This window comes from Amycolatopsis sp. NPDC023774 (genome assembly GCF_040639695.1).
Lineage (GTDB): Bacteria > Actinomycetota > Actinomycetes > Mycobacteriales > Pseudonocardiaceae > Amycolatopsis.
On the sequence record NZ_JBFAAJ010000032.1, the window covers coordinates 1 to 25,429 of the forward strand.

General features: G+C 71.3%; 24 protein-coding genes. 4 read left to right on the forward strand and 20 right to left on the reverse strand.

Features of this window, described 5'->3' with window-relative positions; all coding sequences use genetic code 11:
• Positions 1–177 precede the first annotated feature (177 nt).
• The 11 genes from tyrS to AB0F91_RS38790 form a co-directional block, all read right to left on the reverse strand.
• On the reverse strand, positions 178–1,446 hold the full coding sequence (tyrS, locus tag AB0F91_RS38740; RefSeq protein ID WP_360606030.1) for a tyrosine--tRNA ligase: 1,269 nt from the start codon (positions 1,444–1,446) through the stop codon (positions 178–180).
• Between the two features lie 32 nt (positions 1,447–1,478).
• Positions 1,479–2,108: a DNA-3-methyladenine glycosylase gene (locus AB0F91_RS38745; RefSeq protein WP_360606032.1), complete on the reverse strand. Its 630-nt coding sequence runs from the start codon at positions 2,106–2,108 to the stop codon at positions 1,479–1,481.
• Positions 2,109–2,200: 92 nt separating this feature from the next.
• Positions 2,201–3,616 (reverse strand): argininosuccinate lyase, encoded by a 1,416-nt coding sequence (argH, locus tag AB0F91_RS38750; protein ID WP_360606034.1) that lies wholly within the window; start codon positions 3,614–3,616, stop codon positions 2,201–2,203.
• A gap of 25 nt (positions 3,617–3,641) precedes the next feature.
• A complete protein-coding gene (locus AB0F91_RS38755) occupies positions 3,642–4,622 on the reverse strand; it encodes an argininosuccinate synthase domain-containing protein (protein ID WP_360606036.1) in 981 nt (326 codons plus the stop codon).
• The gene (locus AB0F91_RS38760) at positions 4,619–5,119 is read right to left on the reverse strand and encodes an arginine repressor (RefSeq protein WP_220241947.1); all 501 of its coding nucleotides are present in this window, start codon (positions 5,117–5,119) and stop codon (positions 4,619–4,621) included. Before AB0F91_RS38760 ends, AB0F91_RS38755 begins: the two co-directional genes overlap by 4 nt.
• Positions 5,116–6,042: an ornithine carbamoyltransferase gene (argF, locus tag AB0F91_RS38765; protein ID WP_360606038.1), complete on the reverse strand. Its 927-nt coding sequence runs from the start codon at positions 6,040–6,042 to the stop codon at positions 5,116–5,118. Before argF ends, AB0F91_RS38760 begins: the two co-directional genes overlap by 4 nt.
• The gene (locus AB0F91_RS38770) at positions 6,042–7,244 is read right to left on the reverse strand and encodes an acetylornithine transaminase (protein WP_360606040.1); all 1,203 of its coding nucleotides are present in this window, start codon (positions 7,242–7,244) and stop codon (positions 6,042–6,044) included. The genes argF and AB0F91_RS38770 overlap by 1 nt, the downstream gene beginning before the upstream one ends.
• Entirely contained in the window at positions 7,241–8,200 is a 960-nt protein-coding gene (gene argB / locus AB0F91_RS38775; RefSeq protein ID WP_360606042.1) for an acetylglutamate kinase, read from the reverse strand. Before argB ends, AB0F91_RS38770 begins: the two co-directional genes overlap by 4 nt.
• Positions 8,197–9,357, reverse strand: coding sequence for a bifunctional glutamate N-acetyltransferase/amino-acid acetyltransferase ArgJ (gene argJ / locus AB0F91_RS38780; RefSeq protein ID WP_360606044.1), 1,161 nt, complete (start codon positions 9,355–9,357; stop codon positions 8,197–8,199). The genes argB and argJ overlap by 4 nt, the downstream gene beginning before the upstream one ends.
• Positions 9,354–10,382: an N-acetyl-gamma-glutamyl-phosphate reductase gene (gene argC, locus AB0F91_RS38785; RefSeq protein WP_360606046.1), complete on the reverse strand. Its 1,029-nt coding sequence runs from the start codon at positions 10,380–10,382 to the stop codon at positions 9,354–9,356. Before argC ends, argJ begins: the two co-directional genes overlap by 4 nt.
• 912 nt (positions 10,383–11,294) lie before the next feature.
• Positions 11,295–12,884: an alpha/beta hydrolase gene (locus tag AB0F91_RS38790; RefSeq protein WP_360606048.1), complete on the reverse strand. Its 1,590-nt coding sequence runs from the start codon at positions 12,882–12,884 to the stop codon at positions 11,295–11,297.
• 130 nt (positions 12,885–13,014) lie between these two features.
• Between AB0F91_RS38790 and AB0F91_RS38795 the strand changes: the two genes are divergently transcribed.
• Positions 13,015–13,704: a DNA alkylation repair protein gene (locus AB0F91_RS38795; protein ID WP_360606050.1), complete on the forward strand. Its 690-nt coding sequence runs from the start codon at positions 13,015–13,017 to the stop codon at positions 13,702–13,704.
• 1,226 nt (positions 13,705–14,930) lie between these two features.
• Here the strand turns inward: AB0F91_RS38795 and pheT are convergent.
• The 6 genes from pheT to infC all read right to left on the reverse strand — a co-directional run bounded on the left by pheT (position 14,931) and on the right by infC (position 20,892).
• On the reverse strand, positions 14,931–17,501 hold the full coding sequence (pheT, locus tag AB0F91_RS38800) for a phenylalanine--tRNA ligase subunit beta (protein WP_360606052.1): 2,571 nt from the start codon (positions 17,499–17,501) through the stop codon (positions 14,931–14,933).
• Complete coding sequence (pheS, locus tag AB0F91_RS38805; RefSeq protein WP_360606054.1) at positions 17,501–18,556, reverse strand: phenylalanine--tRNA ligase subunit alpha; 1,056 nt, start codon at positions 18,554–18,556, stop codon at positions 17,501–17,503. The genes pheT and pheS overlap by 1 nt, the downstream gene beginning before the upstream one ends.
• Before the next feature lie 171 nt (positions 18,557–18,727).
• The gene (locus tag AB0F91_RS38810) at positions 18,728–19,540 is read right to left on the reverse strand and encodes an RNA methyltransferase (RefSeq protein WP_360606185.1); all 813 of its coding nucleotides are present in this window, start codon (positions 19,538–19,540) and stop codon (positions 18,728–18,730) included.
• Positions 19,537–19,914, reverse strand: a complete 378-nt coding sequence (gene rplT, locus AB0F91_RS38815; RefSeq protein ID WP_360606056.1) for a 50S ribosomal protein L20 — start codon at positions 19,912–19,914, stop codon at positions 19,537–19,539. The genes AB0F91_RS38810 and rplT overlap by 4 nt, the downstream gene beginning before the upstream one ends.
• A 74-nt stretch (positions 19,915–19,988) precedes the next feature.
• Positions 19,989–20,183 (reverse strand): 50S ribosomal protein L35, encoded by a 195-nt coding sequence (gene rpmI, locus AB0F91_RS38820; protein ID WP_086672342.1) that lies wholly within the window; start codon positions 20,181–20,183, stop codon positions 19,989–19,991.
• Between the two features lie 79 nt (positions 20,184–20,262).
• Complete coding sequence (gene infC, locus AB0F91_RS38825; protein WP_360606058.1) at positions 20,263–20,892, reverse strand: translation initiation factor IF-3; 630 nt, start codon at positions 20,890–20,892, stop codon at positions 20,263–20,265.
• Positions 20,893–21,097: 205 nt separating this feature from the next.
• On the opposite strand from infC, the gene AB0F91_RS38830 reads away from it, so the two are divergent.
• The 3 genes from AB0F91_RS38830 (at position 21,098) to AB0F91_RS38840 (ending at position 23,221) form a co-directional block, all read left to right on the forward strand.
• The gene (locus AB0F91_RS38830; RefSeq protein ID WP_360606060.1) at positions 21,098–21,457 is read left to right on the forward strand and encodes a DUF1844 domain-containing protein; all 360 of its coding nucleotides are present in this window, start codon (positions 21,098–21,100) and stop codon (positions 21,455–21,457) included.
• A 103-nt stretch (positions 21,458–21,560) separates the two neighbouring features.
• Positions 21,561–22,226 (forward strand): GntR family transcriptional regulator, encoded by a 666-nt coding sequence (locus tag AB0F91_RS38835; RefSeq protein ID WP_360606062.1) that lies wholly within the window; start codon positions 21,561–21,563, stop codon positions 22,224–22,226.
• Entirely contained in the window at positions 22,223–23,221 is a 999-nt protein-coding gene (locus AB0F91_RS38840) for a 1-aminocyclopropane-1-carboxylate deaminase (protein WP_360606064.1), read from the forward strand. The genes AB0F91_RS38835 and AB0F91_RS38840 overlap by 4 nt, the downstream gene beginning before the upstream one ends.
• 46 nt (positions 23,222–23,267) lie before the next feature.
• Here the strand turns inward: AB0F91_RS38840 and AB0F91_RS38845 are convergent, their stop codons facing one another.
• The 3 genes from AB0F91_RS38845 to AB0F91_RS38855 are packed head-to-tail and all read right to left on the reverse strand — an operon-like array spanning position 23,268 to position 25,380.
• The gene (locus AB0F91_RS38845; protein WP_360606187.1) at positions 23,268–23,651 is read right to left on the reverse strand and encodes a RidA family protein; all 384 of its coding nucleotides are present in this window, start codon (positions 23,649–23,651) and stop codon (positions 23,268–23,270) included.
• Between the two features lie 2 nt (positions 23,652–23,653).
• A complete protein-coding gene (locus AB0F91_RS38850) occupies positions 23,654–24,409 on the reverse strand; it encodes an IclR family transcriptional regulator (protein WP_360606066.1) in 756 nt (251 codons plus the stop codon).
• Positions 24,406–25,380, reverse strand: a complete 975-nt coding sequence (locus AB0F91_RS38855) for a sugar kinase (RefSeq protein WP_360606068.1) — start codon at positions 25,378–25,380, stop codon at positions 24,406–24,408. Before AB0F91_RS38855 ends, AB0F91_RS38850 begins: the two co-directional genes overlap by 4 nt.
• Between the last annotated feature and the right edge of the window lie 49 nt (positions 25,381–25,429).

The following is a 25,429-nucleotide window of genomic DNA, read 5'->3' on the forward strand; positions in this document are numbered from 1 at the left end:
TGTTGTTTGGGCCACCCACTCAATCGCCTGAGGCGAGAGCTTGGTTCGTGTCCCGGTGGCCGCCCGGTTTCCCTGGCGACTTGGAGAACTTTACACGCCCCGAAAGGGCCCGAAACAGGGGGGTACCTTAACCGCGTTCCCGCAGGTCAGAGCCCTGTTTCGGGCCGTCGGCCGGGATCAGCGGTCGAGGCTCACGCCGGCGATGTTCCGCTTGCCCTTCCGCACCACGAGCCAGCGCCCGTGGAGGGCATCGGACGCAGCCGGCTTCCACTCCTCGTCGGTGATCTTCACGTTGTTCACGTACGCCCCGCCCTCCTTCACGGTGCGGCGCGCGGCACCCTTGCTGTCCACCAGTCCCCCGGCGAGCAGCAGGTCGACGATCGTCGACTCTTCCGGCGCCTTGCCGGTCGGAACCTCGGCCATCGCCGCGTCGAGCGTCTTCGCGTCGAGCTCGGCCAGCTCACCGCGCCCGAACAGCGCCTGGCTGGCCGCGATGACCTGCCGCGTCTGGTCCTCGCCGTGCACGAGGTCCGTGAACTCCTGCGCGAGCCGCTTCTGCGCCGCGCGCAGGTGGGGCCGCTGTTCGGTGTCCTCGGCCAGCGCGTCGATCTCCTCCCGCGTGAGGAAGGTGAACATGCGCAGGTAGCGCACCACGTCGGCGTCGCCGACGTTCACGAAGTACTGGTACCAGGCGTACGGCGAGGTCATCTCGGGGTCGAGCCACAGGTTCCCGCCGCCGGTGGACTTGCCGAATTTGCGACCCTCCGCGTCGGTGACCAGGGGCGCCGTCAACGCGTGCGCGCTGCCGCTGTCGACCCGCCGGATGAGGTCGACCCCGCCGACGAGGTTGCCCCACTGGTCCGAGCCGCCGACCTGCAGCGTGCAGCCGTACTGCCGGTAGAGCTGCAGGTAGTCCTGCGACTGCAGCAACAGGTAGCTGAACTCGGTGTAGGACATGCCGTCGGACTCGAGCCGGCGCTTCACCGTCTCCCGGTTGAGCATCACGTTCACCGAGAAGTGCTTGCCGACGTCGCGCAGGAACTCCAGCACGTTCTGCTGGCCGGTCCAGTTCAGGTTGTTCTCGACCACCGCGCCCGTCGGCGACTCGTCGAACTCCACGAACCGCTCCAGCTGCCCGCGGATACGCCCGGCCCACTCGGCGACCACGTCGAGGGTGTTGAGCGTGCGCTCCCCCGTCTCGCGCGGGTCGCCGATCATGCCCGTCGCACCGCCGGCCAGCACGATCGGCCGGTGCCCGGCGCGCTGGAAGCGCTTGAGCATCAGCAGCGGGACGAGGTTGCCGGCGTGCAGGCTGGGCGCGGTCGGGTCGAAGCCGCAATAGAGGGTGAGGGGTCCCTGGTCGAGGTCTCGCCGCAATGCGTCGATGTCGGTGGACTGCGCGATCAGGCCGCGCCAGGACAGCTCGTCAAGGATGTGCTCACTCACACCTGTAGATCCTCCCGCACCAGGTCAAGCGACTAACCCGCGGGGCGCACCTGCCGCCGTTTGCCGCCACGCCGGTAGGCGGACACGGCGGGCGATCCGTCGATCCAGAACCGCCACGGCGTCTCGATCCCCGTGGCGACACCGACCCGCGGACCGCTGCGGATCTGCTCGGGCGGCACGCGCTCTCCCACCCGCAGCCGGACCGGTGACGACGGGTCGGTGAGGTCCACGCCGTTCTGCGTGAGGTCGACGCGCAGCACGGACGTGAGGATGGCGGGTCCCTTGGCGATCTCGCCGTTCCCGCGGGTGTGGGGGCGCCGGGCGCGCACGAGGTCCGCACCCTGAACCACTTCGCCGGCGCGCAGGAGCACCCCGCCGGGCTCGTCTTCTTCCCCGCTGATGACGTTGGCACAGAAGTGCATGCCGTAGACGAAGTACACGTACAGGTACCCCGCCGGCCCCCACATCAGGGCGTTGCGCGGAGTCTTGCCGCGGAAGCTGTGCGACGCCGGATCGTCGAAGCCGCGGTAGGCCTCGACCTCCACGAGCCGCACGCCGACGGTGCCGTCAGGCGCGTCGGCCTCGAGGACCGCACCGAGCAGCAGGTGCCCCAGGTCGACCGGGTCCAGTGCCAATTCCTCGCGCCGGAACAACCGGTCCACGCGTGCTCCCCTCGTTCCACCACAGCCTAACCGGCGGCTGCCGGGTGATCGGGTCGGCCGGGAGGCCCAGGCTCTCCGGCCGACCCGGCGCGCTACTTCAGCCACTGCCGCACGGTCGTCACCCGGTCGACGAGGCGCTCGAGCTGCTCGGCGACGCGCTCGGGCGCAGTGCCGCCGCGGGCGTTGCGCGAACGCACCGACCCCTCGACGGTGAGCACCTCGCGCACCGCCGGCGTGAGGGCCGGGTTGATGGTGCGGAATTCTTCGTCGGTCAGCTCGTCGAGCCCGACACCACGGCCCTCGGCCACGCGCACGCTCTCCCCCGCCGCCTCGTGGGCCACGCGGAACGGCACACCTTGGCGCACCAGCCACTCGGCGATGTCCGTGGCGAGCGTGAAGCCCGCCGGGGCCAGCTCCGCGAGCCGGTCGGTGTGGAACGTCAATGTGGCGAGCATGCCCGCGATCGCCGGGAACAGGAGCTCCAGTTGCTCGACCGAGTCGAACACCGGTTCCTTGTCCTCTTGAAGGTCGCGGTTGTACGCGAGCGGCTGCGCCTTCAACGTCGCCAGCAGGCCCGTGAGGTTGCCGATGAGCCGGCCCGCCTTGCCGCGCGTGAGCTCCGCGACGTCCGGGTTCTTCTTCTGCGGCATGATCGAGCTGCCGGTGGCCCACGCGTCATCGAGCGTCACGTAGCCGAACTCCGCGGTATTCCAGATGATCACCTCTTCGGCGATCCGCGACAGGTTCACCGAGAGCATCGCGACAGCGAACGCGAACTCCGCCACGAAGTCGCGCGAGGCGGTGCCGTCGATGGAGTTCTCCACGCTCGTGTCGAAGCCCAGCTCCGTGGCCACGGCCTCGGGGTCGAGGCCGAGCGACGAGCCGGCCAGCGCGCCCGAACCGTACGGCGACTCGGCGGTGCGGGCGTCCCAGTCGCGCAGGCGGGAGACGTCGCGCAGCAGCGCCTGGCCGTGGGCCAGCAGGTGGTGCGCGAGCAGGACCGGCTGAGCGTGCTGCAGGTGGGTGCGACCGGGCAGGATCGCGCCGGGGTGGCGCTGCGCCTGCGAAACGAGGGCGTCGACCACGTCGAGGGTGCCCGCGACCACGCGGCGCGCGGCGTCGCGCAGCCACATGCGGAACAGCGTGGCCACCTGATCGTTGCGCGAGCGGCCCGCGCGCAGCTTGCCGCCCAGCTCCGTGCCCGCGCGCTCCAGCAGCCCTCGTTCGAGGGCGGTGTGCACGTCTTCGTCGGCCACGGTCGGCGTGAACGCGCCCGAGGCCACGTCCTGCGCGAGCGTGTCGAGCGCCTCGAGCATGCCCGCCAGCTCCGCGTCGGTGAGCAGCCCCGCCTTGCGCAGCACGCGGGCGTGGGCCCGCGAGCCGGCGATGTCGTAGGGCGCCAGGCGCCAGTCGAAGTGGGTGGAGGCGCTCAGCGCCGCCATCGCCTCGGCCGGTCCGCTGGCGAACCGGCCGCCCCACAGGGCCACCGGCTGGTCTTTCGCGCTCACGTTCTGCCTTTCTGCCTCGGGCGTCTCACGACGCCCGGTGGGTCGGGTGGTCCGGGTGCTCCTGCCCGGTCAGGGGACGGTACCGCCGGCCGACGGGACGCAGGTGCCTGCCACGTCCGGCGGGCTCTTCGCCGCGGCGCCCGGTGACGACGGCGGCGCCGCCGTGGAACACCAGCCGGACGTCGCCGCACACGTGCTCCTGGCTGTGCCGCACGAACGCGTCGAGCGGCTCGCGCAGCGGCGACGACCACAACCCGTCGTGGACGAGCTCGGTCCAGCGCCGGTCGACCGAGCGCTTGAACCGGGCCAGGTCCCGGTCCAGCGTCAGGTTCTCCAGCTCCTGGTGCGCGGTGATCAGCACCCACGCGCCGGGGGCTTCGTAGATCTCCCGGTTGCCCGCGGCGAGGTCGAACCGGCCGACGCCGTGGGCGCCGGCGCGATGCCCGAGCCGCAGCACGGCCTCGGCCACGCTCACCGTCTCGCCGTCGACAGCCACGGGAATGCCGCGGTCGAACGTGATCACGGCTTCGTCCGGCGCGTCGATGTTGGCGGCGGCGTCCTCGGTGTAGGCGAAGACGTCGCCGGGTCCGTGCCATGGATCGGAGTCGGTGACCACGACGGCGCGTCCCCAGAGCGTGCGGTCGGGCGACAGCCTTCCGCCCTGTTCTCGTGGCCACACGACATCGACGTTGCGCGCGTGGGCGATCGAGGTCACGTGCTTCTCGACCAGCGGGCGAGCCAGGGACCCGACGAGCGGGTAGCGCTCGTACAGCAACGCGTTGGCCTGCAGGGCGGGCAGGCAGTGCTCGTTCGCGAACTCGGTGCGCGCGTCGACCACGATCGCCTCCGTCGCGCCGGCTGCGAGGGCCCGCTCACGCAGCGCCATGAGGTCGACGTCGCCCGCGCCGAGGTCGACGGAGACCGTGACCACGTCCGTCTCCCGCGCGAGGCGGGCCAGCGCGGCCGTGCCGGCGGGGCCACCGGCGTACGCGAGGACGGTGGTCACAGCTCCTCGCCCTCCGCCGAACGCCGGGCGAGCGCGGTGAACCGTTCCGCGAGATCCCTGCCGCTCAACGGTTCGCGGGCGATGACGGCGACCGTGTCGTCGCCGGCGATGGAGCCGACGACCTCTTCGAGCGCGGCGCGGTCGATGGCGCTCGCGAGGAACTGCGCGGCGCCGGGCGGCGTGCGCAGCACGGTGAGGTTGCCGGACGCGTCGGCCGAGACGAGTAGTTCCGCGAGCAGCCGGGACAACCGCGAGGTACCGCCCTGCACCCCGCGCACCGGGCTGCCGTCCTCGGGGATGACGTAGACCGGCGCGCCCGAGTCGGCGCCGCGTAGCTTCACGGCGCCGAGCTCGTCGAGGTCGCGCGACAATGTCGCCTGCGTGACCTCGATCCCCTCCGCCGCGAGCAGCTTGGCGAGCTCGGTCTGGCTGCGGATGGCCATCGTGGACACCAGCTCCGTGATGCGGGCCTGGCGCCCGACCCGGCTGCCGGTCATCGCCCGCTCTGCTCGAACAACCAGACCAGCAGCGCCTTCTGGGCGTGCAGACGGTTCTCGGCCTCGTCCCACACCGCGCTGGCCGGACCGTCGAGCACCTCGTCGGTGATCTCCCAGCCTCGGTGCGCGGGCAGGCAGTGCAGCACGATGGCCTCGTCGGCCGCGCGTTTGAGCAGATCGGTGTTGACCTGCAGCGCCCGGAACGGGCCGACGCGGTCGAGGCCGTCGTTCTCCTGGCCCATGGACGTCCAGGTGTCGGTGACCAGCACGTCGGCGCCGGCGACGGCGTCGTGCGGGTCGGTGAACACGGCCGCGCTGCCGCCGGTCTCGGTGCCGCGGTGCTTCGCGTCGAGCATCACCTGCTGGTCGGGCTGGAAGCCCTCGGGCGAGACGACTCGCACGTGCATGCCCGCGGTCACGCCGCCGAGCAGCAGCGAGTGGGCCATGTTGTTGGCGCCGTCGCCGAGGTACACCAGCGTCAGCCCGGCGAGCTTGCCCTTGCGCTCGCGGATGGTCATGAGGTCGGTGAGGACCTGGCACGGGTGGAACTCGTCGGTGAGCGCGTTGACGACCGGCACCGACGCGACCGACGCCATGGAGTCGATGCGTTTCTGCGCGAAGGTGCGCCACACGATGCCGTCGACGTAACGCGACAGGACGCGCGAGGTGTCCTCGATGGTCTCCTCGCGGCCCAGCTGCATCGACCGGCCGTCCACGATCACCGGGTGACCGCCGAGCTGGCTGATGCCGACCTCGAACGAGAAGCGCGTACGGGTGGAGTTCTTTTCGAAGATCGCCGTGACCGTCCTGCCGGCCAGGGACTTGTTGCCGAGCGGGTCGGCCTTGAGCGCGTCGGCGAGGTCCAGGAGCGCGGCCTGCTCGGCGGGGCTGACGTCGTCGTCGCGGAGGAAGTGGCGAGGCATCAGTTCGGGTCCTTCGTGGTGAAGTCGAGCGCGTCCGGGAGAGCGGTCAGGAAGGCCTGGGCCTGCTTCGCCTCGAGCACGAGCGGCGGGGCGAGCCGGATGGCATCCGGCGCGACGGGGTTGACGAGGTAACCGGCGTCCTGCACGGCCTTGGCGACCGTGGCGGACACCGGCTCGCGCAGCGTGATGCCGAGCAGGAGCCCGGTTCCGCGCACGCCGGAGACGAGGGGGTGCCCGAGCGCGTCGACGCCGCTCGCGATGTCCTTGCCCAGCGAGGAGACGTGGTCGAGCAGGTTGTCGCGCGCGATGGTGCGCAGCACGGCCAGCCCGGCTGCGCAGCACACCGGGTTGCCACCGAACGTGGTGCCGTGCTGACCCGGCTTCAGCAGCTCGCCCGCCGCGCCGATGCCGATCACGGCGCCGATCGGCAGCCCACCGCCGAGGCCCTTCGCGAGCGTGATGACGTCGGGGACGATGCCCGTCTGCTGGAAGGCGAACCAGGTGCCGAGCCGGCCGATGCCGGTCTGCACCTCGTCGAGCACGAGCAGCGTGCCGGTGGTCTTGGTGATCTCACGAGCCGCCTGCAGGTAGCCGTCGGGCGCGGGGATCACGCCCGCTTCGCCGAGCACGGGCTCGAGGAACACGGCGGCGGTGTCGGTGTCGACGGCCGCGCGCAACGCTTCGACGTCGCCGAACGGCACGTGCGTGACCCCGGGGACCAACGGCGCGAACGGTTCCCGCTTGCCCGGCTGGCCGGTGAGCGACAGCGATCCCATCGTGCGACCGTGAAACGCGCCCTCTGCCGCGACGACCTTGGTGCGGCCGGTCAGGCGGCTGATCTTCAGCGCGGCCTCGTTGGCCTCGGCGCCGGAGTTCACGAACAGGACCTTGCCCCGGTCGGTGAGGCCCGCGACGTCGAGCAGTGCCTCGGCGAGCTCGATGGCGACCGGGTTCCCGTACAGGTTCGACGTGTGGCCGAGCCTCGCGATCTGCTCGGAGACGGCACGCACCACCTCGGGGTGGGCGTGGCCGAGGGCGTTGACGGCGATGCCGCCGACGAGGTCGAGGTACTCGGTGCCGTCGGCGTCCCACACCTTCGCGCCCTCACCGCGGACAAGCGTCAGCCCGGGGGTGCCGTAGTTGTCCATCAGGGCCGACTGCCAGTGCTGCCGGCTCGCCTCGTTCGAGGTCGGGGTGGTCACGAGAGCTCCGTTCGCGGGGCGGGTTGAGTGGGCGCGGGGGCTGGGTCGGGCTCGGGGAGAACCATCGTTCCGATGCCGCGGGAGGTGAACACCTCGAGCAGCACGGAGTGGGCGAGGCGGCCGTCGATCACGTGGGCGCTGCCCACGCCGCCGCGGACCGCTCGCACGCAGGCCTCCATCTTCGGGATCATGCCGCTGGCCAGCTCGGGCAGCATCTTCTCCAGCCGGTCGACCTGGATGCGGTCGATCAGCGACGAGCGGTCGGGCCAATGGGCGTAGAGGCCTTCGACGTCGGTGAGCACCACGAGCTTCTCCGCACCCAGCGCCGCGGCCAGGGCGCCCGCGGCGGTGTCGGCGTTGACGTTGTGCACCACCCCGTCGGTGTCGGGCGCGACCGTGGACACCACGGGGATGCGTCCGGCGTTGACGATGTCGAGCACCGCGTCGGGGTTCACCGCAGCGACCTCGCCGACGAGGCCGATGTCGACCTGCTCACCGTCCACAGTGGCCTGTTTGCGCTCGGCGGTGAACAGGCGCGCGTCTTCGCCGGAGATGCCGACGGCGTACGGGCCGTGGGCGTTGATCAGGCCGACCAGCTCGCGGCTGACCTGCCCGACCAGCACCATGCGGACGATGTCCATCGTCTCGGGCGTGGTCACGCGCAAGCCGCCCTTGAACTCGCCCTCGACGCCGAGCCGGGTGAGCATCGCGGTGATCTGCGGTCCCCCGCCGTGCACCACCACGGGGTGCAGGCCGGCGAGGCGCAGGAACACCATGTCCTGTGCGAAGGCGGCCTTGAGGGTGTCGTCGATCATGGCGTTGCCGCCGTACTTCACCACCACGGTGGCGCCGTGGAACCGCTGCAGCCACGGCAGCGCCTCGATGAGCACCCCGGCCTTCCCGGCCGCCGTCTCGAGCCTTTCGTCCGCGGAAATCAGGTCCTCCGTGCCGGTCATGAGGAGTAGGCGCTGTTCTCTTCGACGTAGCCGTGGGACAGATCGGTGGTGTAGACGGTGGCCTCGGCCGAGCCGACGCCCAGGTCGACGACGACCTCGATGGCACGCTCCGACAGGTCGGCCGCTGAGCGGTCGGCCGCGGTGGTGCCCGAGGCGAACAGTGTGACACCGTTGATCGTGATCGACACCGTCTCGGGGTCGATGCGCGCGGGGGCGCGGCCGAGCGCCATGGCGATGCGACCCCAGTTGGGGTCGGAACCGAACAGCGCGGTCTTCACGAGGTTGTCCTCGGCGATCGTGCGGGCGACCACCACGGCGTCGTCCTCGGACGCGGCACCGCGCACCGTGACGTCGACGTCCTTGGTCGCTCCTTCGGAGTCGGCGCGCAGCTGCAGCACCAGGTCGTGGGCGACGGCGGTGAGCTGTTCGGTGAGCTCGGCCTCGGTCGGCTCGACCCCGCTCGCGCCGGACGCGAGCACCAGCACCGTGTCGTTGGTGGACGTGCCGCCGTCGACGTCGAGCCGGTCGTAGGTGACGCGGGTGGCAGCGCGCAGCGCGCGGTCGAGAACTTCCTTTTCCGCCACCGCATCCGTGGTGAGGACCGACAGCATCGTCGCGAGGTTCGGTGCGAGCATGCCGGCGCCCTTGGCGAAGCCGCCAACACTCCAGCCCGCGGCGTGCTCGGCGAACGCCTGCTTCGGCTTGGTGTCGGTGGTCATCACGCCGGATGCGGCGTTCAGGCTCGCCTCGGCGCTCGTGTCGAGTGCCTTGACCGCACTGTCCACACCGGACAGCACCGCCGCCATCGGGAGCCGCTCACCGATGAGGCCGGTGGAGCACACCGCGACCTCGATCGCGCCGATGTCGAGAACCTCGGCGACCTTCTCCGCGGTGGCGTGCGTGTCCTGGAACCCGCCCGGGCCGGTCGCCGCGTTGGCGCCGCCGGAGTTGAGCACGACCGCCTTGAGCTTCTGCTGCTTCAGAACTTCCTGTGACCACAGCACGGGCGCGGCCTTGATCACGTTGCGCGTGAACACGCCCGCGGCGACGTCGAGCGGCCCGTCGTTCACGACGAGCGTGAGGTCGAGCGCGCCGGAGGCCTTGATGCCGGCGGCGACGCCGGCGGCGCGGAAACCCTTCGGGCCGGTGACGGTCACGGTGCCACTCCCACAGTGGAAAGTCCGGTGGCTTCGGGGAATCCGAGTGCCAGGTTCATCGACTGGACGGCACCGCCCGCGGTGCCCTTGGTGAGGTTGTCGAGCGAGCAGATCACGACGAGCCTGCCCGCGTCGGCGTCCACGCCCACCTGGAGCTGGACGTTGTTCGACCCGAGCGTCGACGCGGTCGCGGGCCACATCCCGGCCGGCAGCAGCTGCACGAACGGTTCGGCGTCGTAGGCCTTCTCGTACACCTCGCGCACTGCGTTCTCGTCGACGTCGCCGATCAGCGGCGCGGTCGCCGTGGTGAGGATGCCGCGCGGCATCGGGGCGAGCACGGGCGTGAAGGACACCGTCACCGGCTTGCCCGCCACACCGGAGAGGTTCTGCGTGAACTCGGGGGTGTGCCGGTGCTTGCCCGCCACGCCGTACGCGCTGGCGGAGCCCATCACCTCGGACCCGAGCAGGTTCGGCTTGAGGCTCTTGCCCGCGCCGGACGTGCCGGTGACCGCCACGACCGTGACGTCCGGCTCGACCAGGCCCGCGGCCAGAGCCGGGGCGAGGGCGAGCGAGCCGCCGGTCGGGAAGCAGCCGGGGACCGCGACGCGCTTGGTGCCCACGAGCTTCTCGCGCGCGCCGGGCAGCTCGGGCAGGCCGTAGGGCCACTGCCCGGCGTGCTCGCCGCCGTACCAGCGCTGCCAGTCGGCCGAATTCGCCAGCCGGTGGTCGGCAGCGAGGTCGACCACGAGCACGTCGGGTCCAAGCTGCGCCGCGACCTCGGCCGAGTGGCCGTGGGGCAGCGCGAGGAACACGACGTCGTGGCCGGCGAGCGTCTCCGCCGACGTCTCGGCCAGGACGCGCCCGGCCAGGGGCGCGAGGTGCGGCTGGTGCGCGCCCAGCGGCGTCCCCGCGCTGCTCGCCGCCGTCAGCGCACCGATCTCGACTTCCGGATGGGTCAGCAACAGGCGCAACAGTTCGCCGCCCGCGTAGCCGCTCGCGCCGGCCACCGCGATCTTCACCGTCATACGCATGATTATGCACGATCATGCAATCTCAAACAAACAGCATTCCGCTGGGCCAGGTGTGTTCCCTGCCATGCCGAGCCGGAGCGAGGTCAGCCATCGTGGTCGTCCGGGCCGTTGTCGCAGCTCCCGGGGTCGCGCCGACCGGACTGATCGGGCTTCACCCGATCGAGTGCTGTCGCCGGAACCGCGCCCGCGGCCACGAGGACCGCGGGCACGGCTGCTCACCCCTCCCCCTTCGACAGAGTCGCGCAGGCTCGGCGGCGCGGGCAGGTGGTGCCCCGGCCGTTCGGGATCGCAGCCGACGCGTGGCAGGCGGGAGCGGATGCCACCCGCCGTGCGCTCGAACCTGCGGGCCAGTTCGGCGACCGTGTCGCCCGCGAGCCACGCGGACTCCAGCTCCGCGTCGAGCTCGGCGCTCCACGGTTTCCCTTGCTGCAGGGGCGTTCCCCCGATCTTCGGCGCGGCCCGCCCGCGAAGGCGTGGAGGCTGCCGGCCAAGAGGTCGGCCACCGCGGGGACCACGGCGGTGTCGAGGTCGAGCCTGCCGTGCACGACGGACTCTCCGCCGGGTCCTTCGCCGCCTATGGTGACCGTGACGCGGCTCTGCTCGGCCGCCTCGCCCGGACGGGCGACGACGGCGATCTGGTACTGGACGTTTCCGGTCCGGACCTCGGTCCGGTGCTCTTCGATGATCGTCATGGCGGCGAAGGTAGCGCCCACCCCCGACAGAATCCGCTCACGGCTCGTGGCCGGGCGACTGCGCTCCGAAATTGTCGGACCCCTGTCGTAGCGTCCTCGAGCGATCACGAACAGCGACCGAGGAGGATCGGTGGACGGGCACGGATCAGTACCGGTGCACAGACAGAGCGCGTCCCGGTCCGGTGGACCGGACCGGGACACTGGGAGGAAGGGATCAGAAGTGCGCCGGCGCGCCCGTTTCGGCCTGGGAGTGGGCTGCGGCCGGTGCCTCGCTCTTCTGCTGCGCGTCGGCGGCCGCCGGAACCGGCGGTGGCACCGGGTCGCACTGCGCGTCGGAGTGGTTGCCCGAGGTGCGCTTCGGCAGCGCGCCGGTCGCGAGGTAGGCGGCGACCTTGTCGTCCACGCAGGCGACACCGGACAGCGAGCCGGCGTGCGTGGTGCCGCGGGGGGCGCTGATCAGGCTCGACCTCGGGAACAGCTTGCGCACCGCGAGGCTGCCCGCATACGGCGTCGCCGCGTCGAGCTCCTCGCTGATGAGCAGCACCCCGCCGACCTTTCCGCCGTCGACCTCGACCGGTTTGCCGGCCTTGGCGGGCCAGTCGCGGCAGGGCGCGTTGAACCACGCGTTGCCCCAGGTCTCGAACGGAGCGCGGAAGTAGGTCGTCCAGTTGTCGAGGCGCCAGCGGTTCCAGCTGGTCGGCCACTGCACGTCGGTGCACTGGACGGCGCTGTAGACGGCGTACCCGTTGTCGTCACCGGGCGGGTTGGCAGCGTCGTAGAGGTTCTTGAGCGTCTGCCAGTCGCCGCGGTGCACCCAGCCGTCGAACGCCTTCGCCAGGTCCTCCCAGCCGAACACGTAGTAGCCGGCCTGCAGGAAGACGTCGGTCCACTCGTCACCGCCGATCACACCACCGGCGGCGGAGCGGTCGAGCTTCTTCTGCTGGTCGTACCAGAGCTTCTCCACGGCGGCCTCGGAGCTGCCGAGGTGGTAGACGCCGTCGTACTTGGCGAGCCAGGCGAAGTAGATCTTGATGTTGCGGTCGAAGGCCACGTCTTGATCCAGGTTCGCCTGGTACCAGACGTTGGCGGGGTCGACGTTGCCGTCGAGCACCATTCGGCGCACGTTCTTCGGGTACCGCGTGCTGTAGACCTGGCCGAGGTAGGTGCCGTAGGAGAAGCCGTAGTAGTTGATCTGCTTCTCCCCCAGCGCCACGCGGAGGCTCTCCATGTCCTGCGCGACGTCGGTGGTCTTGATGTAGTCGAGAATGGCGCCGTTCTTCGCACACGCCTTCGCGTAGCCCTTGGCCTTGGCGAGCCAGGTGCGCTCGAGCTGCGGCGTCGAAGGCACGTACGGCGGGCGGTCGTAGGAGAAATAGCCGCCGTCGCACCTCACGGCCGGTTTGCTGGACCCGACGCCGCGCGGGTCGAAACCGATCCAATCGTAGCTCTCGCCGGCGCCGTCCGGCACGTACTGACCGAGTACCGAGAGCCCGAGTCCGGAACCGCCGGGGCCGCCCGGGTTGACCAGCATCACGCCCTGATACTGCGCGGACTTGTGCTTGATCCGCGACACGGCGACCTGCACCTTGGTGCCGGAGGGCTTCGCGTAGTCCATCGGGACCACGAGGAACCCGCACTCGGCGCCGGCATTCTTCAGGCTGGTGGTCTGGCACGGCCCCCAACTGATCGACGGCGGGGTGTAGCCCGGCTTCGCCGCCTCCGGCACAGCAGTGGCGGCCGGCGCTGCGGCCATCGTCCCGACCGCGACACCCGCGGCGGCCAGGACGGCAAGGATCTTCTTCACGGTGGCCCTCTTCGCTCGCGGGGTACCCGAATTGGTCGAAACTACCGACAACCCGGAACAATCTCCTCGCACGACATGAGTTGCGCCAGCCGTCGCCCGCTGGTGGCCGGCGCAGTGGAGGTAAGCGCGGATGGGTGTGGACAAGGCGTTGATCTCGGCTGTCCGAACCGGACTCGCCGCCCGGGCGGACCCGGAGAAAGCGCCCGCCATGCAGGCCTACATGAAGTCGGCGATGCCGTATCGCGGGGTGGCGAAACCTGGGCGCGCCGCGCTCATGAAAGAGGTCCTCGCCGCTCACGTTCTGCCCGATCGGGTGAGTTTTTCAACGACCGTGCTGGCCCTGTGGCGCGAGGCGGAATTCCGCGAGGAGCGCTACGCGGCGATCGACCTGTCGGGCCACCGCGCGTACCGGCAGTGGCAGGACCCGGACCTGCTCGGCCTCTACGAGGAGCTCATCGTGGACGGTGCCTGGTGGGACTTCGTCGACGAGGTCGCGATCCGCCGCGTCGGGCCGATCCTGCGGGAGTACCGCGCGGAGGTCACGCCGGTGCTGCTGCGGTGGGCCACCGACCCCGACCGCTGGCGACGCCGCACCGCCGTCATCTGCCAGGTGTCGGCGAAGACGGACGTCGACCGCGTCCTTCTGACGACGGCGATCGAAGCCACCATCGACGACCCGAATTTCTTTCTGAGGAAAGGCATCGGCTGGGCGTTGCGCGACCACTCGAAAACGGATCCGGAGTGGGTGCGTTCCTTTGTGCGCGACCACCCGGGGCTGTCACCACTGTCCACACGGGAGGCTTTGAAGAACCTGACCTGACAGCGAGCCACGACCTGATGAAGGGAGAGACCAAGCACGGAGCAGGAGCCGCCAGGTGCGGCATCGGCAGCCGATGACGGTACGGCGAGTGCGCTGTCTGCCCCGCGGCCGGGTGAGCCCTGAGGCGGGATGTGCAGCAACAGCCGTGGTCGCCGAGCGAAGCGCAAGGATTGGATGGGGCGGGCGATCCTGTGACGGAAGCGCGAGTACGGCCACGCCCCGAGCTGCTGAGGCCGGTACCCGGGGCAGGCACCGGGGCACGCGACCGGGTCGCCACCCGCGGTGGACGCCCGGAGCAGCCGCCCGGGGCAGGGGCGCCCGAAGCCGGTACCCGGGTGGGTACCCCGGGCTGGGCCCTGGGGCGGCTACTCGCGGTCAGCGGCGCAGCCGGCACCCGCGGCCGGCACGGCGCAGGCACCCAGTGGCCGGCGCCCGGAGCAGCCGGCCACTGGGTGCCTGCGCCCGAAGCCCGGTATCTGGGTGGGCCCCCGCGGCAGGGCTGCGGGACGGGCGCTCCGGCGAGTAGCCGCCGCAGGCACCGGAACGGCCACTCGCAGCGAGCAGCCGCAGCAAGCACCCACGGCCGGCACTCGGGGCACGGAGCCGAGTCGCCACCGCGGCGGACGCCCGGAAGCGGCAACCGAAGCCGATACCTGGGTGAGCACCCGCGGCGAGCAGCCGACAGCAGGCACCCGAAACCGGCCGGGGCAAGCATCCAGCAGCGGGCACCCAGAGCAGGCACCCAAAGCCGGCGCCGGAGCAGGCACCAGTGGCGGGCGCCCGGGACCGGCACCCGCAACCGATACGTGGGTGAGCGCCCCCGGCGAGCAGCCGCAGCCGGCACCGAAGCAGACACCGGTGGCCAGCCGAGGCAAGCATCCAGCGGCGGGCGCCCGGCGCAGGCACCCGAATCAGATACCTGGGTGAGCACCCGCGGCGAGCAGCCGACAGCAGGCACCCAAAGCCGGCGCCGGAGCAGACACCGGTGGCGGACGCCCGGGCCGGCACCCGAAACCGATACCTGGGCGGACACCCCCGGCGAGCAGCCGCAGCAGGCACCCGAAGCCGGCGCCCGAGGCCGGCCGGGGCAAGGGGCCAGTGGCGGGCGCCCGGAGCAGGCACCGGGTGGAGAGCCGGTAGCGGAGATAATCCAGTGGGCCGGAAACTCCGCGACGAGGCGGTGTCTCCGGCCCACTGGACCGAGGCCGGTCCGGGTGTCGCGGGGGTCAGGCCCGCAGGGTCGCTCCGAAGCGGTCGCCGGCGGCGGAGACGGCGGCGTCGCGGGCCTTGGTGGCTTCGTCGACCGTCAGGGTGCGGTCCGGGGCGCGGAAGCGGAGCTTGTAGGCCAGGGATCGCTTGCCTTCGCCGATCTGGGTGCCGGTGTAGACGTCGAAGAGGGTGATGTCTTCGAGGAGCTCGCCGGCGCCCGAGCGGAGGACCTCGGCGAGGTCGGCGGACGGGACGTCGGAGCCGGCGACCAAGGCGACATCGAGCAGCACCGGCGGGTAGGGCGAGACGCTCGGCGCCGGGCGGGAGTCGGGCAGCGGGATGGCGTCGAGGTCGAGCTCCATGGCGACCGTGCGCGGCGGCAGGCCCAGGGCCTCGACGACCTTGGGGTGCAGCTCGCCGGCGTGGCCCACCGGCCAGTCGCCCACGCGCAGCTGGGCGCAGCGGCCCGGGTGCCACGGCGGGAGGTCGGCCGCCTGCACCGTGAGCTCCACGCCGGCGGCCTCGGCCACCAGGCGGGCGGCCTCGACGGCGTCGGCCCAGCCGGCCGGCTCGCCCTTGCCCCACCAGCCGGCGCGGCGGCGCAGGCCGGTGAGCACGACGGCGACGTGCACCGGCTGGGCGGGCACGGCGGCCTCCAGCACGGCGAGCTCCTCGTCGCTCGGCCGCTGCTCGACGCCGAGGTCCGGCACCTTCAGCTGGTGCGGCTTCGGCAGCACGACCTGGCCGATGTGGAAGAGCGACACGTCCTTCATGCCGCGGGACACGTTGCGCTGCAGCGTGTCGAGGAGGCCTGGCAGCAGCGTCGTCGACATGCGGTCGTGGTCGGCCTCGAGCGGGTTGCGCACGCGGACGGTCTTGCGGCGCACGTCGTCTTCAGGCAGGCCGAAGGCGTCCCACACCGAGTCGCCGACGAACGGGAAGGGCAGGACCTCGACGTAACCCGCCTCGGCCAGGGCGCGGGCGACGCCGCGGCGGCGCTTCTGCTCGTCGGTAAGACCACGGCCCGCAGGCGCCGCGGGCAGGACCGATGGGATGCTCTCGTAGCCCTCGAGCCGCAGCACCTCCTCGACGAGATCGGCGGGCTGCACGAGGTCGGCGCGCCAGCTCGGCGGGGTCGCGGTGACCGACGAGATGCCCGCGTCGCTGGTGCTCACCTGGACCTTGCAGCCGATCTGGGTAAGCCGCCGGACGGTGACGCCGCGCTCGTAGCGCACGCCCGCCACCTGGTCGGGCAAGTTGATCGGCATGGTGACCGGCGCGAGCGGCGCGACGCCGCCCTCGTCGGTGCGGCCGGGCTGGATGGCGCCCTCGCCGTACTGGCGCAGCAGCCGAGCCGCCAGCTCGACCGCGGCCGCGCACAGGCCCGGGTCGGTGAAGCGCTCGAAGCGCTTGGCCGCCTCGGAGAACAGCTTGTGGCGACGCGCCGTGCGGCTGATCGACGCGGGGTTCCAGTGCGCCGCCTCGAGGAGCACGTCGGTGCTCGCGGGGGTGATCTCCGTGCTGGCCCCACCCATGGTGCCCGCGAGCGAGATCACGCCGGAGTCGTCGGCAATCACGATGTCGTCGGCGTCGAGCGTGCGCACGACGTCGTCCAAAGTGGTCAGCTTCTCCCCCGCCTTCGCACGCCGCACCACGAGGTCGCCCTGGATGGCGGTGGTCGCGAACGCGTGGAGCGGGTGACCGAGCTCGAGCATCACGTAGTTCGTGACGTCGACGGCCAGCGAGATCGACCGGATTCCGGCCAGCATCAGCCGGCGGCGCATCCACCACGGCGACGGGGCCGTGGCGTCGAGGCCCTTGACGCGGCGCAGCACGAACCGCGGGCAGCCTTCGGGGTCCTCGACCCGCACCGGCCACGCGTCGCCCTCGGCTTCGGGGATGTCGAGCATCGCCGGGTCGCCGAAGGGCACGTCGAGCGCATTGGACAGCTCGCGCGCGAGGCCGCGGATCGACAGCGCGTAGCCGCGGTCCGGGGTCGGCGTGACCTCGATGACGGTGTCGGCGAGGCCCAGCAGCTCCTTGGCGTCGTCGCCCGGGCTCGCGGTGCCCGGCGGCAGCACGAGGATGCCGCTGTGGTCCTCGCCGAGGCCCAGCTCCTTGGCGGAGCAGATCATGCCGTCGCTGACCTTGCCGTACGTCTTGCGCGCAGCGATCTCGAAGTCGCCCGGCAGCACGACGCCCGGCAGCGCCACCACGACGAGGTCACCCTCGGCGAAGTTGCTCGCGCCACAGACGATGCCGCGGGTCTTGATGCCGTGGGGGCCCTCGTTCTCGATCGGGCCTTCGTCGTCGTCCTCGTCGTCGTCCTCATCGGACGCGGCGGTGTCCTCTTCGGACTCCGGCTCCTCGCCGACCTCGACGCGGCAGAACCGCACCGGCTTCTTGAAACCCGTCAGCTCCTCGATCTCGGCGACGCGCCCGACCACGAGCGGGCCGGTCACCGGCCCGAGTTCGCTCAGCTCGTCGACCTCGATCCCGATCCGCACGAAGGCGTCGGCCAGGTCCTGGGGCGTGACCTCGTCACCCACGTCGAGGTGCTCGGTCAGCCAGCTCACCGGGACTCGCACTACGCCTCCGTTCCGAAGGGAAGGGTGAACCGGACGTCGCCTTCGACCATGTCGCGCATGTCCGGGATGCCGTTGCGGAACTGCAGGGTCCGCTCGATGCCCATGCCGAACGCGAAGCCCGAGTACACCTCGGGGTCGACGCCGCACGCACGCAGCACGTTGGGGTTGACCATGCCGCAGCCGCCCCACTCGACCCAGCCGGGGCCGCCCTTCTTTTCCTCGAACCACACGTCCACCTCGGCGGACGGCTCGGTGAAGGGGAAGAAGTGCGGGCGCAGCCGCGTCTTGGAGCTCTCGCCGAACATCGCGCGCGCGAACGCGTCGAGCGTGCCCTTGAGGTGGGCCATGGTGATGCCCTTGTCCACGGCCAGGCCTTCGACCTGCGTGAACACCGGCGTGTGCGTGGAGTCCAGCTCGTCGGTGCGGTAGGTGCGGCCCGGGCACACGACGTAGACCGGCAGGTCTCGGTGCAGGAGGCTGCGGGCCTGCACGGGCGAGGTGTGCGTACGCAGCACCAGCCCGGAGTCCTCTTCGCCCACGTAGAACGTGTCCTGCAGCTGGCGCGCAGGGTGGTCCTTGCCGAAGTTCAGCGCGTCAAAGTTGAACCACTCGGCCTCGAGCTCCGGGCCTTCCGCGACCTCGTAGCCCATCGCGATGAACGCGTCGGCCACGCGCTCGGACACGGTGCTGATCGGGTGCCGGGCACCGCGCGGGATCTGGTCCCACGGCAGCGTGACGTCGACGGCCTCTGCGCGCAGCACGTGCTCGTCCCGCTCGGCCTGCAGCACGGCGCGGCGCTCGTCGAACGCGGCCTGGGCGGCCTGGCGGGCCTCGTTGACCCGCTTGCCGGCGTCGGCCTTCTCCTGCTTGGACAGCGCGCCGATGGCCCGGCGCGCGAGCAGCAGCGGCGCCTGGTCCCCGAGGTGCGCCGGCTTGACGGCGGCGAGCTCCTCCAGGTCGGCGGCGCCCGCGAAGGCCTCTTCGGCCGCCTTGATCGCCGCACGCAGGGTTTCCGGTGCGAGCACGTCGACCGGCTTGTCTGTGGCTCCGGACATGACTCCTCGGCGTCCGCTGGGACGGGTTGAGCGGCAGCGCACGGGCAGGAAGCCGCACGTGCACATCGGGCAGCCCAGTCTAGGGGATCGGCCGACGGCCCCGGCCGCTCACCCTCCGCTAAGGAGCCCGCCTCCGCACCGGCCGCGATCGGCCGTGCGCGACACCGCCGGTCAGCGGTGCGCGGCCATCGCGGCCGTGTACACGCAGACGGCGGCCGCCGTGGCCAGGTTGAGGCTTTCGGCTTTGCCGTACAACGGGATGCGGACGGCGGTGTCGGCCGCCGACAGGACCGCCGGGGACAGGCCGTGGGCCTCGTTGCCGAAGATCCACGCGACCGGGTCACCGAACGTGATCTCTTCGAGCGAACGGTCCGCGTAGCCGTGGGCGGCCAGGGTGCGCAGGCCGGCGGCGCTCAGCGACGACAACACCGACGGGATGTCGCGCTCGCGCGCCAGGGGGACGTGGAAGGTGCTGCCGGCGGCGGCGCGGACGCTCTTGCCGTTGTGGGGGTCGACGGTGTCGCCCGCGAGGATCACGGCGTCGGCGCCCGCGGCGTCGGCGACGCGGATCACGGTGCCGGCGTTGCCGGGTTCGGCGACGTCCACGAGGACGACCACCAGGCGAGCACCGGTCAGCACCGTCGGGAGTGGACGGTCGACCAGGGCGCACACGGCCACGAGGCCTTGGGGGGTCACGGTTTCCGACAGGCCGTCGGCGGCGCGGTCGGTGACGAGCGAGACCGCCACCCCGGCCGAAGAAGCCGCGGCGATCAGCTGGGGGTGCGCCGAAGCCGCGCGCTCGGTGGCGAACAGTTCGAAAACCGTGCCGTGTTCCAGCGCCGCCTCGACGGCGTTGACGCCTTCGGCCAGGAAGCGGCCGGTCTTTTCGCGTTCCGCGCGGCGCGTCAGCTTGCGCGCAGCAACGACCCGGGGGGTCCGTTCGGTGAACGGAACCGCCCCGGGTCGCGGAAAACTGCCGGTCAGGCCGACTTCGCTTCGCCGGTGTTGACGTTCGCCTTGGCGAGCTCGGCGAGCGCCGTGAAGGCGGCGGCGTCGTTGACCGCGAGGTCCGCGAGGATCTTGCGGTCGACCTCGACACCGGCGACCTTGAGGCCCTGGATGAACCGGTTGTAGGTCACGCCGTTGGCACGAGCGGCCGCGTTGATGCGGGTGATCCACAGCTGGCGGAAGTCACCCTTGCGCGCGCGGCGGTCGCGGTAGGCGTAGTTGAGCGAGTGAAGCGTCTGCTCCTTGGCCTTGCGGTACAGCCGCGAGCGCTGGCCACGGTAGCCGCTGGCCAGTTCGAGAGTTGACCGACGCTTCTTCTGGGCGTTGACCGCCCGCTTGACGCGTGCCACTGGTCCATCCTGTCGATTCGGGGGGCGCGGTGGCGCCCGGGGTGATCAGTACGTGTGCGGAGGGTGGCTCAGGCTCAGATGCCGAGCAGGCGCTTGACGCGGCCGGCCTCGGTCTTGGCGAGCTCCGTGGTGCCCTCGAGGCGCCGGGTGAGGCGGTTGGACTTCTTCTCCATCAGATGGCGGCGGCCGGCCTTCTGGCGGCGCAGCTTGCCCGTGCCCGTGACGCGGATCCGCTTGGACGTACCGCTGTGCGTCTTCATCTTCGGCATGGTTGTTGTGTCCTCTTCCGTGCGGCGGCACACCGGTGCCCCGGTGTGCCGCTGACTGTGCTGGGCGCTGCGGGAGGCGTTACGCCTCGGAAACCGGCTCGGCCTTCGCGACCTTCGGCTTCACGTTCTTGTGCGGGGCCAGCACCATGATCATGTTGCGACCGTCCTGCTTGGGCGACGATTCGACGAAGCCCAGCTCGGTCACGTCGTCGGCCAGCTTCTGCAGCAGCCGGAAACCGAGCTCCGGCCGGGACTGCTCGCGACCGCGGAACATGATCGTGACCTTGACCTTGTTGCCGGCCGCCAGGAACCGCGACACGTGACCCTTCTTGGTCTCGTAGTCGTGCTGGTCGATCTTCGGACGCAGCTTCTGTTCCTTGATGACGGTCAACTGCTGGTTGCGGCGGGACTCGCGGGCCTTCTGCGCGCTCTCGTACTTGAACTTGCCGAAGTCCATGAGCTTGCATACGGGCGGGCGGGCCTGAGGCGCGACCTCGACGAGGTCGAGATCGTTCTCCTGTGCCAGCCGCAGCGCATCTTCGATCCGGACGATGCCGACCTGCTCGCCGTTGGGTCCGACGAGCCGGACTTCCGGCACCCGGATACGTTCGTTGATGCGTGTCTCGGAGCTGATGGGGCCTCCTTGGTCCGAGTGACTACTTCTCTTCTCGACCTGGTGCCCACATGATTCAGGCCCCGTCTCCGGCATCCAACCGGTTTACGGGGCCCGCTCTGTCTCCGATCGCGCCCGATCACAAGGATCGAACGCTTCGCCAAGGTGACGGATGTACCGACATCCACCACTTCGGCGAGACCGGACCCGGACACCTGAAGCGGTGACGCGGGTGGGAGCGGGGCTCCACTTGCCGCCCCCGATTCCTCGGGGACTGGTCGCTCGTGGAAGGGTACCAGACGTGTCAGAACAACCTTCGCAACAGCCTCGCTATTCCCCGGACGTCCGCGACCTGGAGGACATCCCGAGCGTCGAGGTGATCAGCCGCGCGGCCGTGATGCTGATGTCGGCCGCGGCCGAACGCCTGGGCCTGGCCGACGCCGACCCGGACGCCTCGCCCCACCGCGACCTCGACGAGGCGCGCCGGCTCATCACCGCGCTGGCCGGGCTCGTCACGTCGTCCGTAGAGTACCTGGGCCTGCACGCCGGCCCGCTGCGCGACGGGTTGCAGTCGCTGCAGAAGGCGTTCCGCGAATCCTCCGCCGTCCCCGACGCGCCGGGCCAGGGCCCGGGCGAGAAGTACACCGGCCCGGTCTACTGACCGTCGTTTCCGAGGCCCGTCCGCCACCCGCGGACGGGCCTTCGTCGTCACGGAGTCTCGGCGGCCTTGCCGACCTGCCGGAGAGGCATCTAACATGTTAGATGTGAGCCCGCTTCCCAAGGTCACCCGGCCGTTGCTGCGCGACGAGGCCTACGACCGCATCCGCCAGGCCATCATCGACGGCAGCCTCGCCCCCGGCACCCCGTTGCGCGACGCCGACCTGGCCGAAGAGCTCGGCCTGTCCCGCGCTCCCGTGCGCCAGGCCCTGCTGCGCCTGGCCGGCGACGGGCTCGTGGAGTCCAAGCCGCAGAGCTACACGCGCGTGGCCGCCATCGCGGGCGACGAGGTGCGGGACGCCGTTCAGCTCGTCCGCGCACTGCACGAGTTCGCCACCCGCCAGGCCCTCCCCCGGCTCGGCGCCGAGCAGGTCGCCGCGATGCGCGCGGCCAACGAGCGCTTCGCCGCCGCGGTCGGCTCGGGTGACGTGGCCGCGGCGATCGCCGCCGACGACGAACTGCACGACGTGCCCGTACGCGCGTGCGGCAACCGCGCGGTCGCCGCGACGCTGGAGCGCTACACCCCGTTGCTGCGCCGGCTCGAGTACGCACGCTTCAGCTCCCTGCCCGCGCACCGCTCGATCCGGCGGCACACCGAGCTCGTCGACGCGATCAAAGCCGGTGACGCCGAAACCGCCGCCGCGGTCACCTCGACCATCTGGTCCGACCTCGAAGCCAGTCTGGAAACCGCCGAACCCCTGGAGACCCCGTGAGCCTCGCCGACTTCCCGCGTTTCCCCCTGATGATCGGCCCGTCGCCGATCCACCGGCTCGACCGGCTCACCGAGCACCTCGGCGGCGCGGCCGTGTGGGCCAAGCGCGAAGACCTCAACTCCGGTCTCGCGTACGGCGGCAACAAGACCCGCAAGCTCGAGTACCTCGTGGCCGACGCGCTCGCCCAAGGCGCCGACACGCTCGTCTCCATCGGCGGCGTGCAGTCCAACCACACCCGCCAGGTCGCCGCGGCCGCAGCCCGCGCGGGACTGAAAGCCGTGCTGGTACAGGAAAGCTGGGTCGACTGGCACGACCCGCTGCACGACAAGGTGGGCAACATCCAGCTGTCGCGGATCCTGGGCGCCGACGTCCGGCTCGTCGAGGCCGGCTTCGGCATCGGCTTCAAGGAGAGCTGGGAACAAGTCCTCGCGGAGGTCCAGGACGCCGGCGGCAAGCCGTACGCGATCCCGGCCGGTGCGTCCGACCACCCGCTGGGCGGGCTCGGCTTCGCGGGGTGGGTCGCGGAGCTGGAAGAACAGGAGCGCGAGCTCGGCGTCTTCTTCGACACCGTGGTGGTCTGCTCGGTCACCGGCAGCACGCAGGCCGGAATGGTGGCGGGCGCCGCGCTGAGCGGACGCCCTCGGCGGATCCTCGGCATCGACGCATCGGCCCAGCCCGCCGAGACGCGCGACCAGATCACCCGTATCGCCAAGAACACCGCCGAGCTCCTCGGCGCACCGGCCATCGATGACGTGCTGCTCGACGAGCGTTACCACGCGGGGGTCTACGGCATCCCCGACGAGTCCACTCTGGCCGCCATCCGCACGGCGGCGCGCCTCGAGGGCATGATCACCGACCCCGTTTACGAGGGGAAGTCGATGGCCGGGCTCATCGACCTCGTGCGCACGGGCGAGATCCCCCGCGAGTCGAACGTGCTCTACGCGCACCTCGGCGGCCAGCCGGCGATCAACGCCTACACGAGCGTGCTGGGCTGACCGGGGCGCCTGGGCCCGCCACCCCGGCGAGCCCAGGCGAAGAACGTCAGTCGAGCACGCAGAGCACGTCGATCTCCACGAGGAGGCCGGCGGGCAGGCCGACGTAGACGGTGGTGCGAGCCGAGTGCGGACCTTCTCCGATCAGCTCGTTGTAGACCTCGTTGAACGGCGCGAAGTGGCTCGTGTCGGTGAGGTACACGCGCACCATCACCGCGTCGGCCCAGCTCGAACCGGCTTCGGCGAGCAGGGCCTCGATGTTCTTGAACACCTGCCGCGTCTGCGTCGCGATGTCGTCGCCGACGACCGCGCCGGTCGCGGGGTCGAACGCGACCGTGCCCGCGACCTGCAGGATGTTCCCCTTGCGGACGGCCTGCGAGAACTTCGCCGGCGGCTTCGGCGCGTTCTCGGTCGTGATCGCCGTCTTGCCCATCATTACCCCTTTCCGTTCTCCGCCCATCCACTGTGGACGGAAGCCTCGTCGGCGGCGGCCCGCAGCTCGGGCACGAGCGCGAGCAGGCCGTCGTAGTCCAGCAGCACCTTGGGCACCGACATCGACGCCGCCGCCAGCACCTCGCCGCCCGCACCGCGCACCGGCGCCGCGATGCAGTGGATGAAGCCCTCGTGCTCGGCGTTGTCCACGGCGTAACCGCGTTCGGCGACCTTCGCCAGTTCTGCCAGGTACGCCTCGGGCGAGGTGATCGTGTTCGGCGTGAGCACCACGTAGTCGAGCGAACGCGCGATCTCCTCGCGCCGCGCCTGCGGCATCGCGGCCACGAGCACCTTCCCGACGGCCGTGCAGTGCAGGGGCGCGCGTTTGCCGATGCGTGAGTACATCCGCACGGAGTGGTGGCCCTCGAACTTGTCGATGTAGACGACTTCGCCGTCTTCGTAGGACGCGAGGTGCACGGTGTGGCCGGTGCGGATGTTGAGCGCCGCGAGCGAGTCGTGGGAGCTGCGGCGCACGTCGTGGCCTTCCAGCGCCTGGTTGGCGAGGTCGAACAGCGCGCTGCCGAGGCGGTAGTGGCGGGTCCCCTCGCGGCGTACGAAATGGTGCGACTCGAGCGTGCGCAACAACCGCAGCACGGTCGTCTTGTGCACGCCGATCTCCTCGGCGAGCTCGTCCAGGGTCTTCGCTCCGCGCGCGAGCCCGGCCAGCACGGTCAGCGCCCGGTCCAGGCTCTGGCTCACCCCACCACCACGCCCTCTCCCGTCAGGCGGGCCGCGCCCCACGCTTCGGCATCTGCGCGCAGCAGCGTATCCACCACGGGCGCGGGCAGGGGCACGCCGACGTCGTCGTGGGTCAGCAGGGTCGCGGCGGCCTGGAGGTGCCCGCGGCGCAGCCGGGTCGACGGGTCGGCGCCGCGCAGGGTGGCGGCGAGGAATCCGGCCGCGAAGGCGTCACCGGCCCCGACCGGCTCGACCACGTCCACGCGCAGCGCGGGTTCGAACACCGGCGGCGCATCGCCTTCGACGAGCGTCGCGCCGCGCTCGCCGTGCTTGACCACGAGGGTGCGCGGCCCGGGCAGCAGCTCGCGCAGCCGCGCGGGGTCGCTGGTCCCCCACACGCGGCCGGCCTCGTCGTCGCCGGTGAGGACCAGGTCGGCGCGCCCGGCCAGCTCCGCGAGCACGGAGACATCCTGCCCCAGTGCCGGCCGGTGGTTGACGTCGAACGACACCAGTAGTTCCGCGCGCGGTGCCTCCAGCAGCGCGCGCACGAGCGCGAGGCAACTGGCCGACAGCGCGGGCGTGATCCCGGACAGGTGCAGCACGCGCACGCCGTCGAGGCGCAGCCGGTCCACGAGATCCGGCCCGAGCGCCGAGGCGGCCGAACCGGTGCGGTAATAACGCACCGGGCTGCCCTGGGCGCCGCTTTCCTTGACGTACAAGCCCGTCGGACGCGCCGGATCGATCTCGACGGCGCTCACGTCGACGCCGGCCGACGCGATCTCCTGCACCAGCGCACGGCCGAACGGGTCGTCGCCGACCGCGCTCACCCAGGCGCTCGCCACACCGAGCGCGGGCAGGTGGCACGCGACGTTCGACTCGGCACCGCCAAAGGTGCGCAGCCAGCTGCGCACTCCTTCCGGCGGCCCGGGTTCGGCCGGCACGAACAGGGCCATCGACTCGCCGATGCAGAGCACCTCGGGCGCGCTGGTCACTGACTTTCTCCCCGTTCCGTCACCCCGTTGACCTGTGGCGAAGCGGATG